This window comes from Neisseria sp. P0021.S007, from assembly GCF_051956855.1.
Window position 1 is genome coordinate 122,247 of record NZ_JBQCXA010000003.1, and the last position, 24,933, is coordinate 147,179.

Sequence of the window (24,933 nt, forward strand, 5' to 3'; positions counted from 1 at the left end):
AAGTCAATTTACTTTATTCTTCATCATCATCACTATCGCTGATACTGATGCTGTGTTCCATTTTGCTTGGATGAATTTTCAAACCGCCACAACCTGATTTTTCGGTAGAGAGACGGTTTAGATACGCTTCGTCGATATCGCCGGTTTGATAAACACCATTAAAGCATGAAGAATCAAAGGATTCGATTTTTGGATTGAGTGCTTTGACTACTGCTTCCAAGTCTTCTAAGTTTTGGAAGACGATGCCATCCGCGCCAATCTCGGCTGCGATTTCTGCCGCGCTGCGGCCGTTTGCAATCAGTTCTTCACGGGTCGGCATATCGATACCGTACACATTCGGATAACGCACTTCGGGAGCAGCGGAAGCAATGTAGACTTTGCGTGCACCTGCCGCGCGTACCATTTCAACGATTTCACGGCTGGTCGTACCGCGCACAATGGAATCATCCACCAACAAAACGCTTTTGCCGTTAAACTCGGTTTCCATCGGACTGAGTTTTTGGCGTACTGATTTTTTACGCGTTGCTTGTCCGGGCATGATGAAAGTGCGGCCGATATAGCGGTTTTTAATCAGACCTTCGCGATATGGTTTTTCGAGATGGACGGCAAGTTCCATCGCGCTGGGTCGGCTGGTATCAGGAATCGGCATCACGACATCGATATCATCGACAGGCAACTCGCGTTTGATTTTTTCTGCCAAAGATACGCCCATATCCATACGGGACTGATAAACGGAAACGCCATCGATGACGGAGTCCGGGCGGGCAAAATAAACATATTCAAAAAGACAAGGGCTTAATTTGGCTTTATCGCTGCATTGACGGGAAATAATCGTGCCATCAAAACCAATAAATACGGCTTCTCCCGGCTGGATATCGCGTTCCAAATCATAGGCAAGTGCATTAAAGGCAACGGATTCGGAGGCAATGGCATAAGATTTTTTGCCGGATTCGTCAATTTGCGAACCCAAAACCAACGGACGGATACCGAAAGGATCCCGGAAAGCCAGCATGCCATATCCGGCAATCATGGCTACGACACCGTATGCGCCACGCACCAAACGGTGTACTTCGGAAACGGCGTTGAAAATATTGTCGATGGTAAGTTGATAAGGGGCTGTATTTTTAGAGACTTCGCGGCGTAATTCGTGCGCGAATACATTGAGTAGGACTTCAGAATCGGAGCTGGTATTAACGTGGCGCAGGTGTTTGTTGCATACGTTTTCATAGAGCTCTTCGGTATTGGTCAGATTACCATTGTGTGCCAAAACAATGCCGAATGGGGAGCTGACATAAAACGGCTGGGCTTCTGCGCTGCTGCCCGCATTGCCTGCAGTCGGATAGCGGACATGTGCAATGCCTGCATTACCGACCAAGTCGCGCATATTGCGGGTGCGGAACACTTCGCGCACCATGCCTTTGCCCTTGTGCATATGAAATATATTGCCTTCGGCAGTAACAATACCTGCTGCGTCCTGACCACGGTGTTGCAACATCTGCAAACCATCATACAACATCTGATTGACCGGCTCATGACTAACCAAACCTAATACACCACACATATCGTGCTTCTCCGAGTTTGAAGATTAAATGGGTAAGCTGTCATTATAAAATAATTTAGATGAGTTTGCTCAAATTGTTAACAATATGATGCTAAATTTACGCAAATAAAAACGGATTCAGACGGCCCATAGACCGTCTGAATCCGTCAAACTCAATCATCCAATTCTTCAACTTCAGCTGCTTTACCCGAAAGATGCGGCATTGCGGCATCTTTTCCAGGCAGATAAGGCATCGCAGCATCTGCAAGTGATTCAAAATACGGAATTGTGTGCGAACTTTGCCACTCTTCCGTTTTCGGCAAATCAGTGTGTGAAAAAACCATCACTGCCAGTGTCACCAAAATCACACCTTTCACAGCACCGAATACGCCGCCAAGCAAACGGTTGATGCTTCCTAAACCAACGGCAGACATCAAACTGCTCAACAGCGATCGTGCCAGTTTCTGCAACAGCCATGCCAGAAAAAACACAGCGGCAAAACCCATGGCAACCGCCAAGGAATGCGGCTCAACCGATTTAAAGACCACATCGGCAAACGGCACGGCGAGCGTTCTGGCTGCAATAAACGATACCACCCAGGCCACCATCGCTCCTGCTTCGGCAATAATACCCCGTGTCAACGAAATAATGATGCAGATGACGATGACGGCGGCCGCCAATAAATCGGCAACAGGCAAATTACTCACTGGTCACCTGACCGGCAATGCCATGTACACGCAATTTGTTCAAATCGCGCTCTGCATCGCGTGCATTTTTATAACTGGCTGATTTCACGCGATACACCTTACCTTTATCGGTCATCACTTCAGTAATGGTCGAATCGATACCTGCGGCTTTCATTTTACGTTGCAGGCTCTGCGCGCGTTCTTTTTCAGCATAACCAGCCTGAATAGCGGCTTTTTTAGCAGGCTTGGCTTCTGCTTTTTCTTTTTCAGCTTTAGGTTTGGCTTTTTCAGACGGCTTCTCGGCAGTTTTTACCTTATCGGCTTTTTCTGCTTTGGCCGTTTCTGGTTTAGCCTTCTCATTTTTTGGTTTTTCAACTTTGGCTTCTGCTTTCTTAGTAGGTTCGGCCTTGTCTTTTACGCTGTCTTTGCTGTTTTTGGCAGATTTACGCTCGGCAATGGCTTTCTCTGCTTTTTCCAATTGTGCTAATTTATTGCGTTCAGCAGCAGCTTCACGCTCTGCTTTTTCAGCACGCGCTTGAAGTGCACGTTTTTTAGCAGCCAATGCGTTTTCTTTTTCATCCGCTTCCTGTTGGGCTTGTGCCTTGCGTGCCGCAGCACGTTGTTCTGCCTGGCGTTGGCGGCGTTCTTCGGCTCGGCGCTCCGCAGCTTCGCGTTTGGCGGCCTCAGCTCGTTGAATACGCTCAGACTCTTCCAAACCTTTAATATTGCCGTCATCCAAAGTATCATTAATCAAAACCAACGGCTCGCCGACATCTTCGGGAGCAGACTCACGGTTTGGCTTCAATACTTCAACCGGCGCATTGTCTTCTTCGTCGCCGGCATTTTGAGGTTTGCTTTGCGCTTCGGCATCCGCATGGCGGGCTGCTTCTTCAGCCATCGCAACATCCTCTTTATTCGGCTCTAAAACAACGGCCTTGCTCGGCTCATCAGCCGTTTTGACTTGGCTCTGACCGACAGGTGCTTCTTTAAACGGTGAATTTTTATCGTCGCCGGAAGTCAGTGCCAGACCGAACAGCATACCCGATGCCACCACCAAGCCGGAGGCTAAGACCAAGCGACGGCGGTTGCGACGTTTGAGTTGTTCGTAACCGTCTAAATCGTATCCGTTTGGAGTTTCTTTTTGTTTATTGTCGGACATGATAATTTCCTCGTTAGTGTTCTTTCAAAACAGCCATTACATCGGCAACAGTATGGAATGAGCCGAAAACAACGATTCTATCATTTTCGGTTGCTTTAGCCAAAGCAGCGCGGTAGGCAGCAGCGACAGTTTCAAAAACATTTACATTGTCGATGCCGTGTTCAGCCAGTTTGGCCTGCAAAGCCTCTATCGTCATGCCGCGCGGTACATCTAAAGGCGCGATGTTCCACTCGTCAAACTGATCTTTAACGATTTCCAGCACGCCATCAATATCTTTGTCGGACAACATACTGAATACAGCAGTACGTTTTTGGGCAAAGGCAAGGTTAATCAGACTGCGGCGCAAAGCACGGGCTGCGTGCGGATTGTGGCCGACATCCAAAACCACCAGCGGACGGCCGGGCAAAACTTGGAAACGTCCAGGATTCTCAACCAACAGCAAACCGCGTTTAATCGCGCCGATATCAACCGGCAATTGTTCGTTCAAACACTCCAACACCGTCAATGCACACGCGGCATTGGACAACTGATAGGCACCGCGCAAAGCAGGAAACGGCAAGGAATTGCGGTTACGGCTTTGGCCGTCTGAAGATTGCGGATGGAAGCGGTAGTTCCACTGTACGCTTTCCATTGATGCAAAATCAAAATCTCGCTGAACCATCAACAGTTTTGCGCCAATTTCTTCTGCGTGTTTGACCAATGATTCAGGCGCAGGATTCTGACCGCACACAGCTGGTTTGCCACCACGGAACACTCCGGCTTTTTCAAAACCGACCTGCTCAACGGTATCGCCCAAAAATGCCTGATGGTCCAAATCCACGCTGGTAACGACCGAGCAGTCGCCGTCAAATACATTCACAGCATCCAATCGTCCGCCCAAACCGACTTCCAAAATCATTACGTCCACATTTTCACGCATGAAAATATCGACGGCAGCCAAAGCATTAAACTCAAAATACGTCAGCGAAATTTCGCCGCGTGCCGCTTCGATACGCTCAAATGAGGAAATAATCAATTCATCTGAAACCGGCTGAGTATTGATGGCGATTCGTTCGTTGTAACGCAGAAGGTGCGGACTGGTCAGCGTACCGACTTTAAAACCGGCTTCTTTATAAATATGCGACAAATAGGCGCATACAGAGCCTTTGCCATTTGTACCCGCCACCACGACGACAGGACATTGCGGCACCAAATTCATGCGTTTTTTCACTTCTCCCACGCGTTCCAAACCCATATCGATAAGGCCGGAACTATGGGCAGTCTCCAAATGAGAAAGCCAGTCTTGTAATGTTTTCATTGTATTTATCGCTTCAAAAGGCCGTCTGAAACGGCCGTTTAATCTATATCTGCCGCAAGTTCTGCTTTGTCTTCTTTTTCACGGCACCAGCGCGCCCACACTTTCAGACGGCGGTAGGCATCGCGGTCGGCCATATCGGGCAAGATGCAGTGTTTGACTATTTTCCCGTCAACATTCCATTGCAAAAACAAAGCATAAACCGTCAACATACTGCTGTCTTGCAAAACCGCACTTCTTCCCTCTGCCTCGTTATTCAAATAAACCGTCGCACGGTATTGGCGGTCGATGATGATTTTTCTGACCGCATTTTGAGTCTGAAAATTAACGCTGCGCCAAGCATAGGCAAAACTGCCGGCCAATGCCGCCAAACCCAGCCACATCATCCAGCCGTAAAACTCGACAAGGCATAAGGCCAACGCCGAAAGGTGTAAGGAAACAATCAGAATTTTCAAAGAACGCGAGGGCTTTAAGGCCGTCTGAAAACTTCTCACGGCTTTACATCATATTGTCGAAAACAGGCGTAATGTTCAATTCCGCCTCTTCCATATCCAAAACCATATCGTGGATTTCGGTATCGAAAAATTCCCAAAAAGCCTTCAAGCTCATGTCTTGCGGCCATTTGCTTTTATCAATGTCCCAGCCTGCCAATTCGGCTTCAAAAATCTGCTGGTAGCGTTCGTCAAAATAGGAAATGACGGATTCGGGTTCGTCAAATTGCGGCACAAGGAATACTGAGCAGTTGGTGCGCAGTTGCTCGACGGTCAGGTCGGGCATATTTTCATCGGCGGATTTCAGCCATTCCAAAAAACGGGCGGTCGGCTTCAGCACAACAGCAGTACGGTCAACAAAATACATTATTTTCAACTTTCAAAATCATTCAAACCGATCATGCCGTCTGAAATTTCAGACGGCCCGAGTTTAATGTGTCATCACCTGTTGCAGGAATTGTTTGGCACGCTCGTGTTTCGGATTGGTAAAAAATTCTTCCGGCGTTTCATCTTCCAGAATCTGGCCTTTATCGACAAAAATCACACGGTCGGCGACTTCGCGCGCAAAACCCATCTCATGGGTCACACACATCATGGTCATGCCGCTTTCCGCCAAGTCTTTCATCACTTTCAATACTTCGCCGACCATTTCAGGATCAAGTGCGGAAGTCGGCTCGTCAAACAACATCACGCGCGGCTCCATCGCCAAACCGCGTGCAATCGCCACACGCTGTTGCTGACCGCCGGAAAGCTGGCCGGGCAGCGCGTCTTTTTTATGCGCCAAGCCGACACGTTCCAAAAGCTCCATCGCTTTCTTTTCCGCCTCTTCACGGCTTTGGTTTTTCACTTTCATCGGAGAAAGAATAATATTTTCCAAGACAGTCAAATGCGGATACAGATTGAACCCTTGGAACACAAAGCCCACTTCTTCGCGCACTTTGTTCAAATCGGTTTTCGGATCGGCAACATTGATGCCGTCCACCCAAATCTCGCCGCTTTCAATGCGCTCGAGTTGGTTTACCGTACGAATCAGCGTCGATTTGCCACTGCCCGAAGGACCGCATACAACGACCACTTCGCCTTGTTTGACTTCCAGATTCACGCCGTTGATAACGTGCAAATCTTTAAAATGTTTGTGTACATTTTTGAATTTAATCATTATTTCTTTCCAAACTGCCAAAATTTTCGGGGCTTAAGTTTCGCTTGCCGCTGCCAAAGCAAAGGAATGGCCGTTTCAAGCCAAAAACGGCAGCTGACTATGCCGTCGGAGGTTCCACCTTGATTGTACCGATTGACTTTAAATTGCTCTTCCCTATCGAGACGATGCCCGGTCAATACCCAAACTGCGCCGATAATTGCCGCTTCAAAACGGTGCCGCTCAGGCGGCATATCCTTACCGGAAAAATACTGCGCCAACTTGCGCCACAAATATGAATTACCTAGAAACCCCCATTGAATAGGAGGTTGCTTAAAAATTGCCATCACTGTTTCAGACGGCCTTTTGAACCAGATAATTGCTCAATGCCACATATTTTTCAGCGGCAATGTGTTCTGCCCTGTCCTGCGGATTGATGCCGACTGCCTGCAAATCATCATCGCCGGCAAGTTCCTTCAAATTATTGCGTATGGTTTTGCGGCGTTGATGGAAAGCCAGTTTCACCAGTTTGGCAAAATGTTCAAAATCTTCCGCTTTACCAATGCGGTGTTTCACCGGAATCATGCGCACGACGGCCGAATCTACTTTCGGCGCAGGATCAAAGGATTCAGGCGGTACTTCAATCAACATTTCCATATCGAAGAAATATTGCAGCATTACGCCCAGACGGCCATAGTCGTTGGTTTTCGGCTGCGCCACCATGCGTTCGACCACTTCTTTTTGCAGCATAAAGTGCATATCGATCACATCGTCTGCCACTTCGCTCAATCGGAACAAAAGCGGCGTGGAAATATTGTACGGCAGGTTGCCGACAATTTTTTTCTTGCCTTCAATGCTGTTAAAATCAAACTGTAATACATCGCCTTCGTGTATCACCAATTTGTCTGCAAACGGCAAGGTTTTCAGACGGCGTACGATGTCGCGGTCGATTTCGCAAACATGCAGGCGGTTGAGTTTTTTCGCCAAAGGCTCGGTAATGGCTGCCAAGCCCGGGCCGATTTCAATCACGATATCATCGGGCTGCGGTCTGACCGCATTGACAATATCGCTAATAATCCGCGTATCCTGCAAAAAATTCTGCCCGAAGCGTTTCCGGGCCTTATGTTCTTTCATATCTTTCTTCAAGCAAGCTGTTTAAGGCAGTATTGTAACTGAAACAGGCGTTTTTGTCGGCACGCTTTCAGACGGCATTTGCCTAATTTTAAGCAAACGGCGGCGCTTCCAAACCCAAAGATTTCAGTAGTTGCGCGGTCTCATAAACCGGCAAACCCATCACGCCGGTAAAACTGCCCTGCAAATGCTCGACAAATACGCCGCCCAAGCCCTGAATCCCATACGCACCGGCTTTGTCCATCGGCTCGCCGCTGGCAACATAGGCTGCAATCTCCTCAGCCGTCAACGTTTTAAAGCGCACTTCGCTCGTCTGCACCACATCATGGCGCACGCCTCGCCAGTAAACGCATACAGCCGTCAGCACTTGATGCGTCCGTCCGGACAAGCGTTCCAGCATATCGACCGCATCCGCCTCGGATTCCGGTTTACCCAAAATAGCCGCACCATCCGCCACCGTCGTATCCGCCGTTAATACAGCAAACTCAGGCTCTTGATCATGAGCAGTAAACCATTGCGCTACCGCTACCTGATTTTTCTCGCAGGCCATACGGCGCACATACTCTACTGCGGCTTCGCCTTCTTTGGGGGTTTCATCAATATCCGCAGGAAGGCGGCGTACCGTGAAACCTAAATTCTCCAAAATCTCACGACGGCGCGGACTGCCCGAGGCCAGATAAATTGCGTTCATTGTATTGAACTTCCTTATTTTGAAATTTTATGCTGTCCGAACAGGCGGACATAATGCGCAGCCGAATACGTCAAAAATGCCTTTTCCTCATCCGTCAGCGGACGCACTTGTCTCACAGGCGAGCCGACGTATAAAAAACCGCTTTCCAATCGCTTGCGCGGCGGCACCAAACTGCCCGCGCCTATCATCACATCATCTTCGACAACCGTATCGTCCAAAATAATTGAACCCATGCCCACCAAAACACGATTTCCAATTCGGCAGCCATGCAGCATGACCTTATGCCCAATCGTCACATCATCGCCGATAATCAGGGGCGAACCGTCAGGCTTCGCCGCATTCTTATGCGACACATGCAAAACGCTGCCATCCTGCACATTGCTGCGCTTACCGATAGAGATACTGTTCACATCGCCGCGCAATACAGCATAAGGCCAAATCGATACATCTTCCGCCAGCGACACTTCGCCAATCACTACCGAAGTCTCATCTACAAAACAAGACTCATCAACCGACGGCACATAATCCAAAAACGCACGAATAGGGTTTGCCATTTCCAATAATCCTTTTCTCAAAACCAAAACTGATCAGGCCGTCTGAAAACACGGCGTAAAACGATTTTATACTACAACAATACGAAATCAAGCCAGAAAATCATCAAAAGGCCGTCTGAAACAGTTTTCAGACGGCCTTTCATCATAAACCCTTTATCTTGGCTTACCACTATTTATCATTAACGCCTCATCTGTCTTTTATGGAATAATCGTCTTCATTTAATTCTTGGAGAAGCCGATGAACACACGTTCAGGAAATTATGCAGCGCCCCTGCTAGTCGTCGGCTGCGTCGTCTTCGGCTTGGGCAGTTTGATCGTCAAATTTGTCGATGTCGGCTCTTACGCCATCGCATTCTGGCGCTTGCTGATCGCCGCCCCTATATTCTTCCTGCTCGGGCGTTTTTTCAGACAAAAAATGCCCACGAAAAGAAAAACAGTTGGCTACGCAGTCTTATCCGGCGTTTTCCTCGCATTCGACCTCGCTCTGTGGCATGAAAGCATTCACGCCGTAGGCCCCGGCATTTCCACCTTGCTCAACAGCCTGCAGATTTTCTTTTTAGCCGCCATCGGCTTCTTCTTTTATTCGGAACGTCTAAGCGCCCTGCAAATTTTAAGTTTGATATTGGCTACCATAGGCGTAGCCTTAATCGGCAGCCCAGAATTCGGTCATAACAACAATGCCGCATGGGGATTTGTCAGCGGCGTAGTGTCCGGTGCTATGCTGGCCCTGTCTATGGTTTTCGTACGCAAAACCCATGAACAGGAAAAAGTCGGTTTGTTTCCACTGATGATGATTTTAAGCTTTGGCGGCGCAATGGCGCTGGTCATCCCATCTCTGCTATTCGATGCCGCCCATCTTTACCCCAAAACTTTAAACGATGTGATTCTAGTCTCCATCTACGGCATCGTTATGCAATGCTTTGCTTGGGCATTGATTGCTTACGCCATCCCGCTTTTATCCTTGTCACTGACCGGCCTACTACTGCTCTCCGAACCAGTTGCCGCCATGTTGATCGATTATTTCTGGCTAGATAAACCGATTAACGCCGTCCAATGGAGCGGCGCTACTTTGACTTTATTGGCGATTTATTTAGGTTCGTTAAAAGACAAAAAATAGATACCAAAAAGGCCGTCTGAAAAATTTCAGACGGCCTTTTCATCTGTTATTGCTTATTTAATACTGGTACCGATACGGCTGAGTTCGCCAAAGTTCATCCAAACAAAGAAGGCTTTACCGACAATCAACTTGTCATCGACAAATCCCCAGTAACGAGAATCGGCGCTGTTGTCGCGGTTGTCGCCCATCGCGAAATAACGGCCTTCGGGAACTTTACAAATAAAGCCATTGCCGTCTTCTGCGTACTCACAATTTTCCAAACCGCTCGTTTCAAGCGAGTAATTGCTTTCAGGCATTACTTCGGAGGTGTATTTGTTCAATACGGCAATGGATACGGAAGGCTGACCGGCTTCTTTGACCACATCAAAGTTTTTGCCGTTCAAGGCCGTCTGAAAACGCTCAAGCGTATGAATCATAGACGGATCGGTATCATCTGCGTATTGATAATTGCCGTTTGGTTTTTCGGGAATAATTTCACCGTTAACAGTCAAAACCTTATCACGATATTCCACAACATCACCCGGAATACCGACGATACGTTTGATGTAATTCATCTCAGGCTGAAGTGGGTAATTGAACACCACGACATCGCCTCGGGCAATATTGCCGACAGGGATAATGACCTTATTCAAAATCGGCAGGCGGATACCGTAAGAAAATTTGTTTACCAAGATAAAATCGCCTTTGACCAAGCCCGGACGCATGGAACTGGACGGAATTTGGAACGGCTCAGCAATAAAGCTACGCAATACAAAGATAACCAAGATGATAGGAAAAAAGCCGCCCATGTAGTCGGTAAAATGTGCATTGTCTTCGCCGGTTTCGCTTTTTTTCAGACGGCCTTTATGGATTGCCCAAACAATACCGGTGAACACGACAAACACCAGCAATACGGCGGTAAAGCTCATAAATTCGGACAAAATTCCGAATACGCCGACCATGCACAAGAGATAACTCCATTGCAAGCCGGAGCTCCATTCGCCGTTTTCCTGACGCTCTTTGCTGCTTTTGAAGTTGAGGACCAAGCCGGCCAGCAGTACAACGATTGCGCCTAAAGTCAGATTTATACTCATTATTTATCACTCACTTGCAGAATCGCCAAGAATGCGCTTTGCGGGATTTCCACATTGCCCACTTGTTTCATGCGGCGCTTACCTGCTTTTTGTTTTTCAAGAAGTTTTTTCTTACGCGTAATATCGCCGCCGTAACATTTCGCCAAAACGTTTTTACGCAGGGCTTTGACGTTTTCGCGGGCGATAATCTGGCTGCCGATGGCGGCTTGGACGGCGATGTCGAACATTTGGCGCGGAATCAGTTCGCGCATTTTTGATGCCAGCTCTCGACCGCGGTGAACGGCGCTTTGACGGTGCACAATCAGGCTCAAGGCATCGACTTTTTCGCCGTTGACCATAATGTCGAGCTTAATCAAATCAGACGGTTGGAACTCTTTGAAATGGTAGTCCAACGAAGCATAACCGCGCGAAGTCGATTTAAGCTTGTCAAAGAAATCCATTACGACTTCGTTCATCGGCAAATCATAAGTCAGCATGACTTGACGGCCCATGTATTGCATATTGACCTGAACACCACGCTTTTGGTTACACAAAGTCATGACGTTGCCGACATACTCCTGCGGCACAAGAATGGTCGCAGTGATAATCGGCTCAAGAATAGTTTCGATGGTGCTGATTTCAGGCAGTTTGGACGGGTTTTCAACTTCGATTTTCTCGCCGTTTTTCAACACGACTTCATAAACCACCGTTGGCGCAGTGGTAATCAAGTCCATGTCGAACTCGCGCTCCAAACGTTCCTGCACGATTTCCAAATGCAACAGACCCAAGAAGCCGCAACGGAAACCGAAGCCCAATGCTTGGGAAACCTCAGGCTCAAATTTCAACGAAGCATCGTTCAGCTGCAATTTTTCCAAAGCGTCACGCAAGGCTTCGTAGTCGTGGCTTTCCACAGGATAGAGGCCCGCAAATACTTGGCTTTGTACTTCTTGGAAGCCGGGCAGCGGCTCAGAGGCAGGGTTGGCAACCAAAGTCACCGTATCGCCGACTTTCGCCTGACCCAATTCTTTTACGCCGGTAATCAAAAAGCCTACTTCGCCGGCTTTGAGTTCTTGTTTTTGAACCGATTTCGGCGTGAATACACCCAGCTGCTCAACCTGAGTTTCCGCCTTAGTGCTCATAAAGCGCACTTTGTCTTTCAGCTTGATGGTGCCATTTTTCACACGAATCAACATAACTACGCCGACGTAATTGTCAAACCACGAATCGACAATAACCGCTTGCAACGGCGCATTTTCATCACCAGTCGGCGCAGGGATTTTGGCAACGATCTCTTCCAAAACATCTTCCACACCAATGCCGCTTTTTGCAGAACATTGCACCGCACCAACGGCATCAATGCCGATGATGTCTTCAATTTCCTGCTCCACGCGATCGGGTTCTGCTGCAGGTAAGTCGATTTTGTTCAAAACAGGCACAACTTCCACGCCCAAATCAATCGCGGTATAGCAGTTCGCCACGGTTTGCGCTTCTACACCTTGAGACGCATCGACCACCAAAAGCGCACCTTCGCAAGCCGACAGCGAACGGGATACTTCGTAAGAGAAGTCGACGTGTCCCGGAGTATCAATCAGGTTGAGCTGATACACCTGCCCATCGCGTGCTTTATAGTTGAGCGCGGCGGTTTGCGCTTTAATGGTAATGCCGCGCTCTTTTTCGATGTCCATGGAATCGAGCACCTGCGTACTCATTTCGCGCAAATCCAAACCGCCACAGTATTGGATAAAACGGTCAGCAAGCGTAGATTTGCCGTGGTCGATGTGGGCAATAATGGAGAAATTCCGTATGTTTTTCATATTGTTATTAAGATAAATGCAATTAAAGGCTGAAAGGCCGTCTGAAAAAACAGGGATTCGGTTTTCAGACGGCCTTAGAATAAGGTTGAATCGTTCCGTATTCTAACGGAAATTCAACGCTTTTGCATGATTTTATAGCGATTTGACAATCTCGGTCACCATCTTCGCCGAGCTGACGGCAGCCGTTTTCAAAAACTCTTCAAAGCTAATGTCCGCTTTCTCATCTGCCGAATCGGATACGGCACGAATAATCACAAACGGCACTTCCAACTGGTGACAGGTTTGCGCAATCGCCGCAGCTTCCATTTCAACTGCTTTTACGTCAGGAAAATGACTGCGAATTTCCGCAACACCTTCGCTGCTGTGTACAAAACGGTCGCCACTGACAATCAGGCCTTGCGTTACGGCCGCACCTTCAAACACTTGCGCTGCCTTTTCTGCTTGACGAATCAGGTTTGAATCCGATACAAACACAGCAGGAAGTTGCGGTACTTGTCCCCAAACATAACCAAAAGCCGTTACGTCAACATCATGATGCGCCACAGTTTCGCCGATAACCACATCGCCAACCTTCAGACCTTTACCCAAACCGCCTGCACTGCCGGTATTGATGACGCAATCCGGTGCAAACTGATGAATGACCCAAGAAGTAGAAACCGCTGCATTGACCTTACCGATACCACTCAAAACCAATACCATGCGTTTTCCAGTCAATTCGCCTTCATATGCCGAGAATTTACCGAAGGACACATGCTTGACATTGGCCATACTTTCACGCAAAAGCTCGATTTCCTGTTCCATTGCGCCGACCACGGCAATTGTTTGTACTGACATCTCGTTACCTTTCCATTCACTAATCGAGCAACATTATAACAGCAGAATTTAAAATCACAGGGATACTGAAAAATCTGCTATATTCCCAACACGACACTCAATTTAAAACAGATTGCCGCTCTAGCGGGCAAAACAGCAAATAATGATTGCTTCTGTTATAATTATTCTCAATAAAATAACTCTATTTTAAATATCTAAATTCTTATGTTTGACGAAAATACTCCGGGCGCAAAAGAAGAATTGTTCGCTTGGCTACGCCATATGAACAAATACAAAGGCTCCGACCTTTTCATTACCACCAATTTCCCGCCTGCCATGAAAGTGGATGGCAAAATCACACGACTGAGCGATGAGCCGCTGAGTGCTGAAAAATGTATGGAAATCGCTTTTTCGATTATGTCTTCCAAACAAATCGAAGAATTTTCTTCCACCAACGAATGCAACTTCGCCATCAGCCTGCCCGATACCAGCCGCTTCCGTGTCAATGCAATGGTTCAACGCGGCGCAACTGCATTAGTGTTCCGCTCCATTACCAGCAATATCCCTAAATTTGAAACGCTCAATCTGCCACCGATTCTGAAAGACATCGCCCTCAGAAAACGCGGTTTGGTTATTTTTGTCGGCGGTACAGGTTCGGGCAAGTCCACTTCCCTCGCCTCCCTTATCGACTATCGAAACGAAAACAGCTTCGACCACATTATTACCATCGAAGACCCGATTGAGTTTATCCACCAACACAAAAACTGCATCATCACCCAACGTGAAATCGGTGTAGATACAGAAAATTGGCCGATTGCATTGAAAAATACCCTGCGCCAAGCGCCGGATGTTATCCTGATTGGTGAAATCCGAGACCGCGAGACCATGGACTACGCCATTTCCTTCGCGGAAACCGGCCATTTGTGTATGGCGACACTGCACGCCAACAGTACCAACCAAGCGCTGGACCGCATCATCAACTTCTTCCCCGAAGAGCGCCGTAACCAGTTGCTAACCGATTTATCGCTCAACCTGCAAGCCTTTATTTCGCAACGCCTGATTCCCCGTGAAGGCGGACGGGGACGCGTAGCGGCTGTCGAGGTTTTGCTCAATTCGCCCATTATTGCCGACTTGATTCGAAAAGGCGAAGTCCACAACATCAAAGAAATGATGAAAAAATCAACTGGCATGGGCATGATTACTTTTGACCAAGCCTTATATGATTTGTATGAAAACGGCGATATCAGCTATCAAGACGCCATTAAAAATGCCGACTCCGCCCACGATTTGCGCCTAGACATTCAATTACGAAGCCGTCGTGCGCAAAATGCCGGTCCAGATTTAGAATTGATTTAAAAGTAAAAGCTTCAAAGCATAGAAAAGGCCGTCTGAAACCTTACTATGAGTTTCAGACGGCCTTTATTCCATCAAATAATCAAGCCTGTTTCAATTTTGCATCGGCATCACGCAATGCAGTGCGCAAACCTTCCTCGATAACCGGATGGTAGAACGGCATATCCAGCATTTGCGGAATCGTCATCTTCATTTGATGCGCCCAAGCCATCAAGTGTGCCAAATGTTCGGCAGCAGGGCCGACAACTTCCGCACCAATGAAACGGCCGGTTGCTTTCTCAGCATACAAACGCATATGGCCTTTGTTTACCAACATAACGCGGCTTCGGCCTTGGTTTCGGAAGGAAACTTCGCCGATGACAAACTCGTCAGGTTGATATTTCGCTGCAACTTGCGCGTATTTCAAACCGATAGTGGCAATTTGCGGACTGGTAAATACCACGCCGATTACGCTACGGCGCAAACCGCCCTCAATATTCGGGAAAATAGCGGCATTATGACCGGCAATTTTGCCTTGGTCGGCAGCTTCGTGCAGCAGAGGCAGTTGGTTGGACGCATCGCCTGCGATAAAGATATGAGGAATGCTGGTTTGCATGGTCAGCGGATCAGCAACGGGCACGCCGCGCGTGTCTTTTTCGATATTGATATTTTCCAAACCGATATTATCCACGTTCGGACGACGGCCGGCGGCAGCCAAAGCATATTCGGCATGGAACACGCCTTTTTCGCCATCTTGTTCCCAATGAACTTCAACATTGCCTTCTGCGTCCAATTTGACTTCGGTTTTGGCATCCAAATGCAAAGTCAACTCTTCACCAAAAACAGTTTTGGCTTCTTCAGCGACAACAGGGTCGGAAATACCGCCAATAGCACCTGCCACGCCAAAAATTTCAACTTTTACGCCCAAACGGTGCAAAGCCTGACCCAACTCTAAGCCGATTACGCCGGGGCCGAATACGGCCACACTCTTAGGCAGGGTATCCCAAGAGAAAACATCATCGTTCACAATCAAGCGATCGCCCAAAACTTCCCATTGCGGGAAAATCACAGGGCGTGAGCCGGTGGCAATCACAAAACTTTTTGCAGTGATTTGCGTATGGTCATCGATTTGGACGGTGTGTTCATCAACAAATTTTGCCGTACCCATAATACGCTTGTCGGCAGGCCACTCTTCTACATCGCTGACTACAAAACCGACAAAACGGTCGCGTTCGGACTTCACGCGGTGCATGACTTCTTCGCCGTTTACCGTTACGCTGTCTTTATCCAAATGCACGCCAAACGGATCGGTATGCAAAGCATGATGGCGCGCTTCTGCTGCGGCAATCAAGAGTTTAGAAGGCATACAGCCCACGCGCGCGCAGGTCGTGCCGAACACATTATTTTCAATCAGGTAAACATTGTCTGTATGAAGTCGGGCATTGCGAAATGCGCCCATACCGGCTGTACCGCCACCCAGTACTACCACATCTGCTTGAATCTTTTTCATATTTTATCCTTACTGTCTATATCCAAACCGATATTGCCATCAGGTTATCCGTTTTCAGACGGCCTAAACTTCACAAACTATCAAAATTTAAAAATCAATAGCCAATACCTAAATATCGATTTAAAACAATAATCTCAAATTCTACTTGCGAATATAGAGTTATTCAGAACGCCGAATTGTAAACGCCGTCTGAATAACTCTATATTTTATCTTTCAGACGGCCTGTTTAAACCGTCTCAAGCATACAGGCGATTAGTTTTTAGCCAAGTAAGCTTCCAAGTCTTCGCTACCGCCGATGTATTTACCGCCGATGAATACTTGAGGAGCAGTCATCTTGCCGGTAATAGCGCGTACGGAAGTAACAGTTGCATCTTTGCCCAATACGATTTCTTCGTAAGACAAGCCTTTGTCTTGCAGAGCTTTTTTAGCTTTAGCACAGAATTGGCAGCCAGGTTTGGTGAAGATGGCAACAGACTCTTGAGCTTTCCAGTCAGGAGCAATGTATTTCAACATAGTGTCAGCGTCAGACACTTTGAAAGGATCACCTGGTTCTTCAGGTTCGATAAACATTTTTTCAACCACGCCGTCGTTAACCAGCATGGAATAACGCCAAGAGCGTTTACCGAAGCCCAAGTCTTCTTTGTCAACCAACATGCCCATGCCTTCAGTGAATTCACCGTTGCCATCAGGGATCATGTAGATGTTGTCGGCTTCTTCTTCAGCAGCCCAAGCGTTCATTACGAAAGTGTCGTTTACAGATACGCAGTAGATTGCGTCAACACCGTTTTCTTTGAACGCACCAAACAATTCGTTGTAGCGTGGCAGGTGAGAAGAAGAGCAAGTTGGAGTAAATGCGCCAGGCAGAGAGAACACGACTACTTTTTTGCCTTTGAACAAATCATCAGTAGAAACATCTTTCCAAGTGTCGCCAACGCGAGTGTGGAATACTACGGAAGGTACTTTTTGACCGGTACGATCTTGCAAAGCCATTTTTAAGCTCCTTAAAAATTCGGGTTTGAGAAATGAATCAATGCTTGCATTTTAATGCAGGCCTATCGATTTGTATAATTTATAGTTCAAATAATATTAATTACATCAAACTATCAATTCAATTAAACCGAAAACAGCTATTCCTCTAAATGAAGGCCATCTGAAATAAAACAAGTGCCTGACTGAAATTATTTTTTAGGTAAGGGCTGAACGGGCGAATCCGAAGCCACAATTTCGCCGATGGCTGTTTCCGCAATATCTTTCAAAGCATAGCGGTCTTTATCCGGCATATCTGTCGGTTTGTATTGAGGCGAGAAATCCAAACGGATACAGATTTTCTTCATCGAAACAATGCGCCATAAAGATTGAAACAGGTTTACCTCCGCATAAGACGGCAAGTCCGTCCGTTGTCCTTCGCCATCATAATAGCGCAAGGTCACTGCTTGAATCGGCGCTTTCGCATCAATCGCCGATTGAAACAGGGCTGCTTTAAACGGCAAAATACCCAAGCCGGAAGAAGTACGCGCTTCAGGGAAGAAGCTGACATTCTGTCCTGCTTTCAATGCCGCGCAAATCGCCTGGTTAATAGGCTCGATATCTCGGCGGGAATTGCGGTTGATAAACACCGTGCCGGCATTTTTACCCATTTTCCCCAAAACCGGCCAACCGCTGATTTCCTGCTTGGCAATAAAACTGCTCGGATAAACGGCGCTCATGGCAAAAATATCCAACCAAGAAACATGGTTGGCCACTACCAATGTACCGCTCACATTGCCTTGAGGCGGTACGCCGATTTCCAATTCAATATCCAAAGCATCCAATGCGCCTTTTCCCAAAACAACCACAGCATGATTGCGTTCCTCTGCATTATTGCCATCGATGGCACGCAAATTCCGGCCGGTTCGGAACAACCAAGCCGCCAAACGGCAAAGTCTGCCCAGTCGTTTAAAAAAAGGAGCTTTTTGTTTAGACATAAAATTTCTTCTGTATGGTATTCATTATTTTCAGACGGCCTCTGACATTTAAGGCCGTCTGAAACTATTTCTGGCAATTTGGACAATAAAACGTTCCACGCTGCCCCAAAGTTTCTTTAAAAATCAGCCCGCCACATTGGACACAAGGCTCATTGTGACGGCCATAGACCGTATATTCCTGCTGAAAGTAGCCGCTTTTGCCATCGCTATTGACAAAGTCCCGCAGCGTACTGCCGCCCGTTGCAATCGCCCTTTGCAGAACCGCTTTAACGGTTTCCACCAATAATGCGCATTCTTTCTTGGTCAGCTTATTTGCCGGATGCAATGGCGAAATACCTGCCTTAAACAGACTTTCATTCGCATAAATATTGCCAACACCAACCACCACCGCATTATCCATCAGCGCTAATTTGACTGCACGCTTTTGGGTTTTCAATTTCTGATACAGGTAATTTGCATCAAAATCGTCCGAGAGCGGCTCCGGCCCCAGTTTTTCCAACAGCGGATGATGCTCGGCAATACCCTCATACCACAATACCGCACCAAATTTACGCGGATCGTGATAACGCAATACGGTGCCGTCATCAAATACAAAATCTAAATGATCATGCTTATCCGGCGTGGCGATGCGCTCATCATCGGCGGTAAAAATCCGCAAACTTCCGGACATACCCAAATGAATAAGTAAAATACCCGTTTCAAAAGTAATAATCAAATACTTCGCACGCCGACTGCATGCCAAAACTTTGTGCCCAGCCAAAATTTGCGCCAAGTTTGGATGAATAGGCCATCTCAATTTAAACTGGCGAATAATGACTTTTTCTATCTTCTTGCCATCAATATGAGGCGCGATTCCGCGTAAAGTCGTTTCCACTTCAGGTAATTCAGGCATCGTTATTCTCCAAATTCATCATTAATATACAGGCCGTCTGAAAACTATTCGGCCAAACGTGCCGTACTTAAAGCAACCGTATTGCCATCAAATGCAGATTCCAATTCAGGCAAAGGATGGACACCAATCAAATGTTTCGTTAACACCATCCCATAAACCGCTGCACACTGCGGCCACCACCTATCCCCTGCCTTTTCCATAAACCGCCAAAACTTCAAAGCAGAAGGCGAATTCACAGCAGGCAGATAATCCATAAACTGCCCATATTCTATTTCAAAACCAATATCCGCAATTTTTCGTTTCAACTCAGCCAGAGCCAAGCATTGAGATTTCAAAGGCAGCTTTTCCCCATCAAACCAAGAGCTCAACCCCCACAAAGATTTAGGGTTGAACCCCGTCAAAATCAATCTGCCTTCAGGTTTTAATATCCTAAACGCCTCTTGCAACACCAAATCTGCAGATGAAACTTCCAAAAGATGGGGCATCAATAACACATCCACGGAATGCGTTTCAAATGCCAACATTTCAGCATCCATCCGCACATCGCGAGGCACTACAAGCATGTTTTCAGACGGCCTCTGCCATACACCGCCCAATTGAACCGCCACCTGCCTATTCAAATACTGCAAATGCCGTCTGAAAAAATCCGCCTCTTTTTGAGCAAGATATTGTCCCATTGGCGTTTGCATAAAAAAAACTTCCATTAAAGGCCCCCTATGCATCCCGACTTGTGTGACAGAATTTTAACACCACGGCCACATCACACAAGCAAATTCCCTGCTCGACTTGACGTTTAAATGCTGAAACGATACTATCAAAAAGACGAAATTTTATTATATATTTGATAACTTTATTTACTATGGCAAAACTAAAAACCATCGCTCTGACCGTTTCAAGCCTGTCGGCGGTTTCCGCCACAGCCTACGCACAAAACGCTACACCCAACCAAGTCGGCATGGCCATGATGCGCCTCAACTCCGCCCTGCTCGACCAAGCCAAAGCACAAACCTTCGGCTCCGGCAGCTTATGGGCATCGTTGCGTAAAGACTTCCGCATCAACGAAGTCAATACAGAACTGGTTCGCCGCCATGAAAACAAATTTGCTGCAAACAGTGCATATTTCGACCGCACCATCTCCCGCAGCAAACCTTATATGTACCATATTGCCAATGAAGTTAAAAAACGCAATATGCCCGCCGAAATCGCTTTGCTGCCCTTCATTGAAAGCGCATTCGTAACCAAAGCCAAATCACACGTCGGCGCATCCGGCCTGTGGCAATTTATGCCGGCTACCGGCCGCCACTTCGGCTTGGAAAAAACGCCTTTGTATGACGGCCGCCACGACGTTTACGCCGCTACCGATGCTGCATTGAACTACCTGCAATACCTGCACGGTATGTTCGGCGACTGGTCTTTGGCGCTTGCCGCTTACAACTGGGGCGAAGGTAACGTCGGCCGTGCCGTAAACCGCGCCCGTGCGCAAGGTTTGGAACCAACATACGAAAACCTGCGTATGCCGAACGAAACACGCAACTACGTTCCAAAACTATTGGCAGTACGCAATATCGTTGCCAATCCGCAAACCTTCGGTATGAATATCAGCGAAATCAGCAATCAGCCGTATTTCAAATCTGTCAGCATCGACAAACCTATTGATAACAGCACAATCGCTCGTTTTGCAAACATCAGCGAAAGCGAACTGTTGGCACTCAACCCAGGTTTCAATGCCCCGGTATTTATCCCTAAAAACAATCGTCGCCTGTTGTTGCCGGTTTCTGCGGTTTCTGCATTTGAAAAGAACTACCGCAATGCCAATCCAGATACCCTGATGTCTTGGGATATTTATACTTCTTTGGGCAACAAGAAGCTTAACGCCATTGCCAACGATACCGGCATGAGCGTAGCCGAACTCAAACGCCTCAACGGCCTGAGCGGTAGCGCCATTTCTGAAGGCCGCAGCATTTTGGTGGCTAAAAACTCAGTTACCCAAAGTCAAGACATTATTAACTTTATCGACAAAGACAATACGCCGGATACTTACCAATCCAATATGCCGGCTATGTCGCCGATTATTGCTTCAAGCGTAGCAGAACCGGTTAAAGTTGCTCAAACTACCGTGACCAATATTGTTGCTCCTGTTGTTCCACAGTCCAGCAAACCGGTTGACTTTATTGCACGCAGCAAAACTGAAAACGTTACTTCCGTAGCGGTAACAGAAACCAAGGCGCAGCCTCAAGTTGCAAGTGCGGAAGTAGCCGCCCCTATTGTAGCCATGACCCATATTACTGCTGAGCCTGCTGCCACAAATGTTGCTGAAGCACCAAAAGCAGCTATCCCTGCCGACTTGACTGCACCGACTGTTGCCGCAAACGATGTAGCCCCTACTCCAGCAGTTGAATCTGTTGCTGTTGCTCCGGTTCAAGAAGAGCATGATGACCTGATGGCTTTGGTACAAAGCCAACCTGCGGAGGAACCTGCAGCGACTGTTGCTGAAGCGACTTCTGAAGCCAAACAAGTTCAAACTGTTGTGACTGCCGAAAGCGCTCGTACAGCACGTATCGCAGCCAATACCGCTAAACAACAACAACGCATCAATGCGCGTCTTGCCCGTGTAAATGGCCAACAAAACACACAAACTGCAGCACTTGCAGCAGGCACACACCGTGTGGAAGATGGTGATACGTTGTTTAATATCTCCAAACGTTACAACTTGAGCGTAGCTGATTTGATTATTGCCAACAACATCAAAGGCAACAATATCAGAAAAGGCCAAATCCTCCGTGTTACAGCTACTCCGGCAAAAGTCCGCAGCAACCCGGTTCAAAACGTTTCCTACACTGTACGTAAAGGCGATACCCTGAACACCATCGCCAGCCGTTTCAATGTTGATATTAACGATATCCGCCGTTGGAACCGCAATACCCGTACCGTATCTCCCGGTCAACGTTTGAAACTGATTGGTAGCTAATATTATCTTTAAAACAAAGGCCGTCTGAAAGATTCAGACGGCCTTTTTCTTGATGATAGATAATCAAGTTAATGTTTGATAACAAACAGAATAGTCTTTACTTAAAGATAAAAATATTTTTTGAAAATTACTGTATAAAAAAAGAGTGTGCAAAAACACACTCTCTTCTTCAAACGAATTGTCGTCAAACCCTATGCTAAATACCCTTATCCAAACATATGAATTCCGTAAAATATATTCCTATGCCGGTGAAAAAGCATCACAGAAGAAGGCATCTTCCGGTAAAGCGCAATTTTGAGTCAGCAAACTTTGCGCACTCTCGGTCATAGCTGGTGACCCACAAGCATAAACTTCGTATTGGCTCAAATCAGGATAATTTTGTGCGGCAACATTTTGCACGTACCCATTCTCCCCTTTCCAATCGGAATCAGGCTTAGAAAGAACAGGCGAGAATTTCGCATTTTTCAGACGGTCTATTAATGCTTCTGCTTCTTCCAATGCGTACAAATCCTCCTGCTGACGTGCTCCCCAGTAAAAATGAACCTGACGTTCGCTATTCTGATGAATCAAATCAAGCAAGATGCTGCGGATAGGTGCGTAACCTGTACCCGTTGCCAACAAAACAATCGGTTTATTGCTGTCCTGTTGCAAAGTGAATGTACCTAATGGCCCTTTAACGCGGACAATGCCTTTTTCTTTGATTTTAGGCTCGGCACCAAAAATCATTTCTGAGCATACGCCGTTTTCACGTTTGCGGATATGCAGGTCCAAAACACCTTCTTGGTCAGGAGAATTGGCAATTGAATAGCTGCGGCTGATATTGCCGGGAAGCAGCAAATCAATATATTGTCCGGCATAAAATGCAAATGACGGCGCTTTAGGCAAAGCCAATCGCAACAAAGCAACATCATGTTTGATTTCAATCGTTTCAATGCGTACAGGCAAAGTGCGCACCGGCAAAGCATTTTGATTAAAACCCGGCACATTGATTTTGAGGTCGCTCTTTGCAGTGGTACAGCACAATAACACTTTACCTTGTGCTTTTTCTTCTTCACTGATGGCTTTATCAATATGTTTGCCCATTTCAAATTCGCCACTAATCAACTCAGCCTTACACTGCCCGCAGGCACCACTTTTGCAAGAATGAGGCAAATTTAAATTCTGACGGGTTGCGGCAGCAAGAACAGTTTCGTCCTCATTCGCCGTAAATGTAGTTTGATCTGGTAAGGTAATGGTATGTGTCATGGTATTTAGAATAAATTTATTATCAAAAACAAAGGCCGTCTGAAAATAAAACCTGTTTTCAGACGGCCTATCCTATCTATCAAGCCAATTTGGCTTTAATCAACTCTTGAACCTGAGCCGGATTGGCCTTGCCTTTACTTGCTTTCATCACTTGGCCGACAATCGCATTTAAGGCTTTTTCATTACCGGAACGGAATTGCTCAATGGCTTTCGCATTGTTTGCCAACACTTCATCCACCATCGCTTCAATTGCGCCAGTGTCAGTAATCTGTTGCAAACCATGTTTTTCGATGATTTCGGCAATACCTGCTTCAGGCTCAGCCCACATCGCTTCAAAAGCTTTTTTCGCCAATTTGCTGCTTAATGTTCCATCTGCAACTTTAGCAACCAACTCGGCAAGGCGTGGAGCTGTAATCGGGCTTTCAGCCAATTCCAAACCTTCTTTGTTCAAGGTAGCGGCAAGCTCGCCGTTCATCCAGTTCGCCGTCAATTTACCTTGGCCGCAGGCTTTGGCCGCTTCTTCAAAATAGGCAGCTTGGGCGCGGCTGGCAGTCAACAGGCGCGCATCATAGTCAGACACGCCGTAATCGGCAACAAAACGCGCCGCCATTTCATGCGGCAACTCAGGCATTTGCTCTTTGGCCTTTTGCAATTGGCCGTCTGAAATAATGACCGGCAGCAAATCCGGATCCGGGAAATAGCGGTAATCGTGCGCATCCTCTTTCAAACGCATCACACGGGTTTCGCCTTTTTCAGGATCAAACAGCATGGTTGCCTGCTGTACTTTACCACCATCTTCCAAAATTTCGATTTGCGCTTCCACTTCATAATTGATGGCTTGTTCCAAGAAGCGGAAAGAGTTGAGGTTTTTGATTTCACGGCGTGTACCGAACTCGGCCTGACCTTTTGGACGTACAGAAACGTTGGCATCAACACGGAACGAACCTTCCGCCATATTACCGTCGCAAATATCCAGCCAAGTCACTAAACCATGCAACGCTTTAGCATATGCCACAGCTTCGGCTGCGGAACGCATTTCAGGCTCGGAGACAACTTCCAACAAAGGCGTACCGGCACGGTTCAAGTCGATACCGGTAGCACCGTTCAAACCTTCATGTACGGATTTACCCGCATCTTCTTCCATGTGCGCACGGGTAACATTGATGGTTTTAACCTCGTCACCCACTACGATTTCCAATTTGCCATGCTCAACAATCGGCAAATCCAACTGACTGATTTGATAGCCTTTCGGTAAATCAGGATAGAAATAGTTTTTACGGTCGAACACGTTTTTCTGATTAATTTTCGCATCCAAAGCCAAACCGAGTTTGATGGCTTTTTCGACGACTTCGCGGTTCATTACCGGCAATACGCCCGGCAACGCACACTCAACCACGCTGGCATGGGCATTAGGTTCGGCACCGAATGCAGTGGATGCGCCGCTGAAGATTTTGGATTGGGTGTTGAGTTGGACGTGGATTTCCAGTCCGATTACGGTTTCCCAAGTCATAAGGGTCTTTCTGTCGAAAAAAAAGTTAATCGGTT

The 24,933-nt window shown here is 47.1% G+C and carries 24 protein-coding genes; 3 read left to right on the plus strand and 21 right to left on the minus strand.

The annotated features are described in order from the left end of the window. Positions 1–13 precede the first annotated feature (13 nt). The 11 genes from purF to ACTHUR_RS06000 form a co-directional block, all read right to left on the minus strand. A complete protein-coding gene (purF, locus tag ACTHUR_RS05950) occupies positions 14–1,561 on the minus strand; it encodes an amidophosphoribosyltransferase (protein ID WP_049336516.1) in 1,548 nt (515 codons plus the stop codon). Between the two features lie 152 nt (positions 1,562–1,713). Next, positions 1,714–2,247, minus strand: coding sequence for a CvpA family protein (locus ACTHUR_RS05955; RefSeq protein ID WP_049336514.1), 534 nt, complete (start codon positions 2,245–2,247; stop codon positions 1,714–1,716). Beyond that, on the minus strand, positions 2,240–3,385 hold the full coding sequence (ftsN, locus tag ACTHUR_RS05960; protein ID WP_049336513.1) for a cell division protein FtsN: 1,146 nt from the start codon (positions 3,383–3,385) through the stop codon (positions 2,240–2,242). Before ftsN ends, ACTHUR_RS05955 begins: the two co-directional genes overlap by 8 nt. Before the next feature lie 13 nt (positions 3,386–3,398). Beyond that, the gene (gene folC, locus ACTHUR_RS05965; RefSeq protein ID WP_004520149.1) at positions 3,399–4,682 is read right to left on the minus strand and encodes a bifunctional tetrahydrofolate synthase/dihydrofolate synthase; all 1,284 of its coding nucleotides are present in this window, start codon (positions 4,680–4,682) and stop codon (positions 3,399–3,401) included. Positions 4,683–4,720: 38 nt separating this feature from the next. Beyond that, the gene (locus ACTHUR_RS05970; protein ID WP_039862251.1) at positions 4,721–5,173 is read right to left on the minus strand and encodes a protein YgfX; all 453 of its coding nucleotides are present in this window, start codon (positions 5,171–5,173) and stop codon (positions 4,721–4,723) included. Between the two features lie 4 nt (positions 5,174–5,177). Then, positions 5,178–5,537 (minus strand): hypothetical protein, encoded by a 360-nt coding sequence (locus ACTHUR_RS05975; RefSeq protein WP_003747228.1) that lies wholly within the window; start codon positions 5,535–5,537, stop codon positions 5,178–5,180. A 63-nt stretch (positions 5,538–5,600) separates the two neighbouring features. Next, complete coding sequence (locus ACTHUR_RS05980) at positions 5,601–6,329, minus strand: amino acid ABC transporter ATP-binding protein (protein WP_003747231.1); 729 nt, start codon at positions 6,327–6,329, stop codon at positions 5,601–5,603. Beyond that, positions 6,329–6,652 carry a hypothetical protein gene (locus ACTHUR_RS05985; RefSeq protein ID WP_004520147.1) on the minus strand — a complete coding sequence of 108 codons (324 nt, stop codon included), beginning with the start codon at positions 6,650–6,652 and terminating at the stop codon, positions 6,329–6,331. Before ACTHUR_RS05985 ends, ACTHUR_RS05980 begins: the two co-directional genes overlap by 1 nt. A 7-nt stretch (positions 6,653–6,659) precedes the next feature. Beyond that, entirely contained in the window at positions 6,660–7,439 is a 780-nt protein-coding gene (gene rsmA, locus ACTHUR_RS05990; RefSeq protein ID WP_004520146.1) for a 16S rRNA (adenine(1518)-N(6)/adenine(1519)-N(6))-dimethyltransferase RsmA, read from the minus strand. An 88-nt stretch (positions 7,440–7,527) separates the two neighbouring features. Next, entirely contained in the window at positions 7,528–8,127 is a 600-nt protein-coding gene (locus tag ACTHUR_RS05995; protein WP_049336507.1) for a Maf family protein, read from the minus strand. A gap of 14 nt (positions 8,128–8,141) precedes the next feature. Next, entirely contained in the window at positions 8,142–8,681 is a 540-nt protein-coding gene (locus tag ACTHUR_RS06000) for a gamma carbonic anhydrase family protein (RefSeq protein WP_049336505.1), read from the minus strand. 238 nt (positions 8,682–8,919) lie between these two features. On the opposite strand from ACTHUR_RS06000, the gene ACTHUR_RS06005 reads away from it, so the two are divergent. Next, a complete protein-coding gene (locus ACTHUR_RS06005; protein ID WP_049336504.1) occupies positions 8,920–9,798 on the plus strand; it encodes a DMT family transporter in 879 nt (292 codons plus the stop codon). 53 nt (positions 9,799–9,851) lie between these two features. Here ACTHUR_RS06005 and lepB read toward each other — a convergent pair whose 3' ends face one another. The 3 genes from lepB to ACTHUR_RS06020 all read right to left on the minus strand — a co-directional run bounded on the left by lepB (position 9,852) and on the right by ACTHUR_RS06020 (position 13,498). Further along, complete coding sequence (gene lepB, locus ACTHUR_RS06010) at positions 9,852–10,871, minus strand: signal peptidase I (protein WP_049336502.1); 1,020 nt, start codon at positions 10,869–10,871, stop codon at positions 9,852–9,854. Then, a complete protein-coding gene (gene lepA / locus ACTHUR_RS06015; RefSeq protein ID WP_049336500.1) occupies positions 10,871–12,664 on the minus strand; it encodes a translation elongation factor 4 in 1,794 nt (597 codons plus the stop codon). The genes lepB and lepA overlap by 1 nt, the downstream gene beginning before the upstream one ends. A gap of 132 nt (positions 12,665–12,796) precedes the next feature. After that, entirely contained in the window at positions 12,797–13,498 is a 702-nt protein-coding gene (locus ACTHUR_RS06020) for a 5'-methylthioadenosine/adenosylhomocysteine nucleosidase (protein WP_049336499.1), read from the minus strand. A gap of 204 nt (positions 13,499–13,702) precedes the next feature. On the opposite strand from ACTHUR_RS06020, the gene ACTHUR_RS06025 reads away from it, so the two are divergent. Next, positions 13,703–14,833: a PilT/PilU family type 4a pilus ATPase gene (locus ACTHUR_RS06025; protein WP_004520139.1), complete on the plus strand. Its 1,131-nt coding sequence runs from the start codon at positions 13,703–13,705 to the stop codon at positions 14,831–14,833. A 79-nt stretch (positions 14,834–14,912) separates the two neighbouring features. Here ACTHUR_RS06025 and ACTHUR_RS06030 read toward each other — a convergent pair whose 3' ends face one another. The 5 genes from ACTHUR_RS06030 to ACTHUR_RS06050 form a co-directional block, all read right to left on the minus strand. Then, the gene (locus ACTHUR_RS06030; protein ID WP_004520137.1) at positions 14,913–16,319 is read right to left on the minus strand and encodes a dihydrolipoyl dehydrogenase; all 1,407 of its coding nucleotides are present in this window, start codon (positions 16,317–16,319) and stop codon (positions 14,913–14,915) included. 252 nt (positions 16,320–16,571) lie between these two features. Continuing rightward, the gene (locus ACTHUR_RS06035) at positions 16,572–17,309 is read right to left on the minus strand and encodes a redoxin family protein (RefSeq protein ID WP_004520136.1); all 738 of its coding nucleotides are present in this window, start codon (positions 17,307–17,309) and stop codon (positions 16,572–16,574) included. Positions 17,310–17,497: 188 nt separating this feature from the next. Beyond that, entirely contained in the window at positions 17,498–18,283 is a 786-nt protein-coding gene (locus ACTHUR_RS06040; protein ID WP_049336498.1) for a 1-acylglycerol-3-phosphate O-acyltransferase, read from the minus strand. A 64-nt stretch (positions 18,284–18,347) separates the two neighbouring features. Next, positions 18,348–19,175: a DNA-formamidopyrimidine glycosylase gene (mutM, locus tag ACTHUR_RS06045; RefSeq protein ID WP_070504764.1), complete on the minus strand. Its 828-nt coding sequence runs from the start codon at positions 19,173–19,175 to the stop codon at positions 18,348–18,350. Between the two features lie 44 nt (positions 19,176–19,219). Next, a complete protein-coding gene (locus ACTHUR_RS06050) occupies positions 19,220–19,879 on the minus strand; it encodes a class I SAM-dependent methyltransferase (protein WP_049336494.1) in 660 nt (219 codons plus the stop codon). Positions 19,880–20,034: 155 nt separating this feature from the next. Between ACTHUR_RS06050 and ACTHUR_RS06055 the strand changes: the two genes are divergently transcribed. Further along, the gene (locus tag ACTHUR_RS06055; RefSeq protein ID WP_049336493.1) at positions 20,035–22,143 is read left to right on the plus strand and encodes a LysM peptidoglycan-binding domain-containing protein; all 2,109 of its coding nucleotides are present in this window, start codon (positions 20,035–20,037) and stop codon (positions 22,141–22,143) included. Between the two features lie 240 nt (positions 22,144–22,383). Here ACTHUR_RS06055 and ACTHUR_RS06060 read toward each other — a convergent pair whose 3' ends face one another. Beyond that, positions 22,384–23,388 carry an FAD-binding oxidoreductase gene (locus tag ACTHUR_RS06060; RefSeq protein WP_004520131.1) on the minus strand — a complete coding sequence of 335 codons (1,005 nt, stop codon included), beginning with the start codon at positions 23,386–23,388 and terminating at the stop codon, positions 22,384–22,386. A 79-nt stretch (positions 23,389–23,467) separates the two neighbouring features. Then, on the minus strand, positions 23,468–24,898 hold the full coding sequence (gene gatB, locus ACTHUR_RS06065) for an Asp-tRNA(Asn)/Glu-tRNA(Gln) amidotransferase subunit GatB (protein ID WP_003685244.1): 1,431 nt from the start codon (positions 24,896–24,898) through the stop codon (positions 23,468–23,470). Between the last annotated feature and the right edge of the window lie 35 nt (positions 24,899–24,933).

Excerpts from the sequence above, each read along its gene's own strand:
- purF (WP_049336516.1), bottom strand. The coding sequence starts at position 1,561 with ATGTGTGGTGTATTAGGTTTGGTTAGTCATGAGCCGGTCAATCAGATG.
- ftsN (WP_049336513.1), bottom strand. The coding sequence starts at position 3,385 with ATGTCCGACAATAAACAAAAAGAAACTCCAAACGGATACGATTTAGAC.
- folC (WP_004520149.1), bottom strand. The coding sequence starts at position 4,682 with ATGAAAACATTACAAGACTGGCTTTCTCATTTGGAGACTGCCCATAGT.
- ACTHUR_RS05975 (WP_003747228.1), bottom strand. The coding sequence starts at position 5,537 with ATGTATTTTGTTGACCGTACTGCTGTTGTGCTGAAGCCGACCGCCCGT.
- ACTHUR_RS05980 (WP_003747231.1), bottom strand. The coding sequence starts at position 6,329 with ATGATTAAATTCAAAAATGTACACAAACATTTTAAAGATTTGCACGTT.
- ACTHUR_RS05985 (WP_004520147.1), bottom strand. The coding sequence starts at position 6,652 with ATGGCAATTTTTAAGCAACCTCCTATTCAATGGGGGTTTCTAGGTAAT.
- rsmA (WP_004520146.1), bottom strand. The coding sequence starts at position 7,439 with ATGAAAGAACATAAGGCCCGGAAACGCTTCGGGCAGAATTTTTTGCAG.
- ACTHUR_RS05995 (WP_049336507.1), bottom strand. The coding sequence starts at position 8,127 with ATGAACGCAATTTATCTGGCCTCGGGCAGTCCGCGCCGTCGTGAGATT.
- ACTHUR_RS06000 (WP_049336505.1), bottom strand. The coding sequence starts at position 8,681 with ATGGCAAACCCTATTCGTGCGTTTTTGGATTATGTGCCGTCGGTTGAT.
- ACTHUR_RS06005 (WP_049336504.1), top strand. The coding sequence starts at position 8,920 with ATGAACACACGTTCAGGAAATTATGCAGCGCCCCTGCTAGTCGTCGGC.
- lepB (WP_049336502.1), bottom strand. The coding sequence starts at position 10,871 with ATGAGTATAAATCTGACTTTAGGCGCAATCGTTGTACTGCTGGCCGGC.
- lepA (WP_049336500.1), bottom strand. The coding sequence starts at position 12,664 with ATGAAAAACATACGGAATTTCTCCATTATTGCCCACATCGACCACGGC.
- ACTHUR_RS06020 (WP_049336499.1), bottom strand. The coding sequence starts at position 13,498 with ATGTCAGTACAAACAATTGCCGTGGTCGGCGCAATGGAACAGGAAATC.
- ACTHUR_RS06025 (WP_004520139.1), top strand. The coding sequence starts at position 13,703 with ATGTTTGACGAAAATACTCCGGGCGCAAAAGAAGAATTGTTCGCTTGG.
- ACTHUR_RS06030 (WP_004520137.1), bottom strand. The coding sequence starts at position 16,319 with ATGAAAAAGATTCAAGCAGATGTGGTAGTACTGGGTGGCGGTACAGCC.
- ACTHUR_RS06035 (WP_004520136.1), bottom strand. The coding sequence starts at position 17,309 with ATGGCTTTGCAAGATCGTACCGGTCAAAAAGTACCTTCCGTAGTATTC.
- ACTHUR_RS06040 (WP_049336498.1), bottom strand. The coding sequence starts at position 18,283 with ATGTCTAAACAAAAAGCTCCTTTTTTTAAACGACTGGGCAGACTTTGC.
- mutM (WP_070504764.1), bottom strand. The coding sequence starts at position 19,175 with ATGCCTGAATTACCTGAAGTGGAAACGACTTTACGCGGAATCGCGCCT.
- ACTHUR_RS06050 (WP_049336494.1), bottom strand. The coding sequence starts at position 19,879 with ATGGAAGTTTTTTTTATGCAAACGCCAATGGGACAATATCTTGCTCAA.
- ACTHUR_RS06055 (WP_049336493.1), top strand. The coding sequence starts at position 20,035 with ATGGCAAAACTAAAAACCATCGCTCTGACCGTTTCAAGCCTGTCGGCG.
- ACTHUR_RS06060 (WP_004520131.1), bottom strand. The coding sequence starts at position 23,388 with ATGACACATACCATTACCTTACCAGATCAAACTACATTTACGGCGAAT.
- gatB (WP_003685244.1), bottom strand. The coding sequence starts at position 24,898 with ATGACTTGGGAAACCGTAATCGGACTGGAAATCCACGTCCAACTCAAC.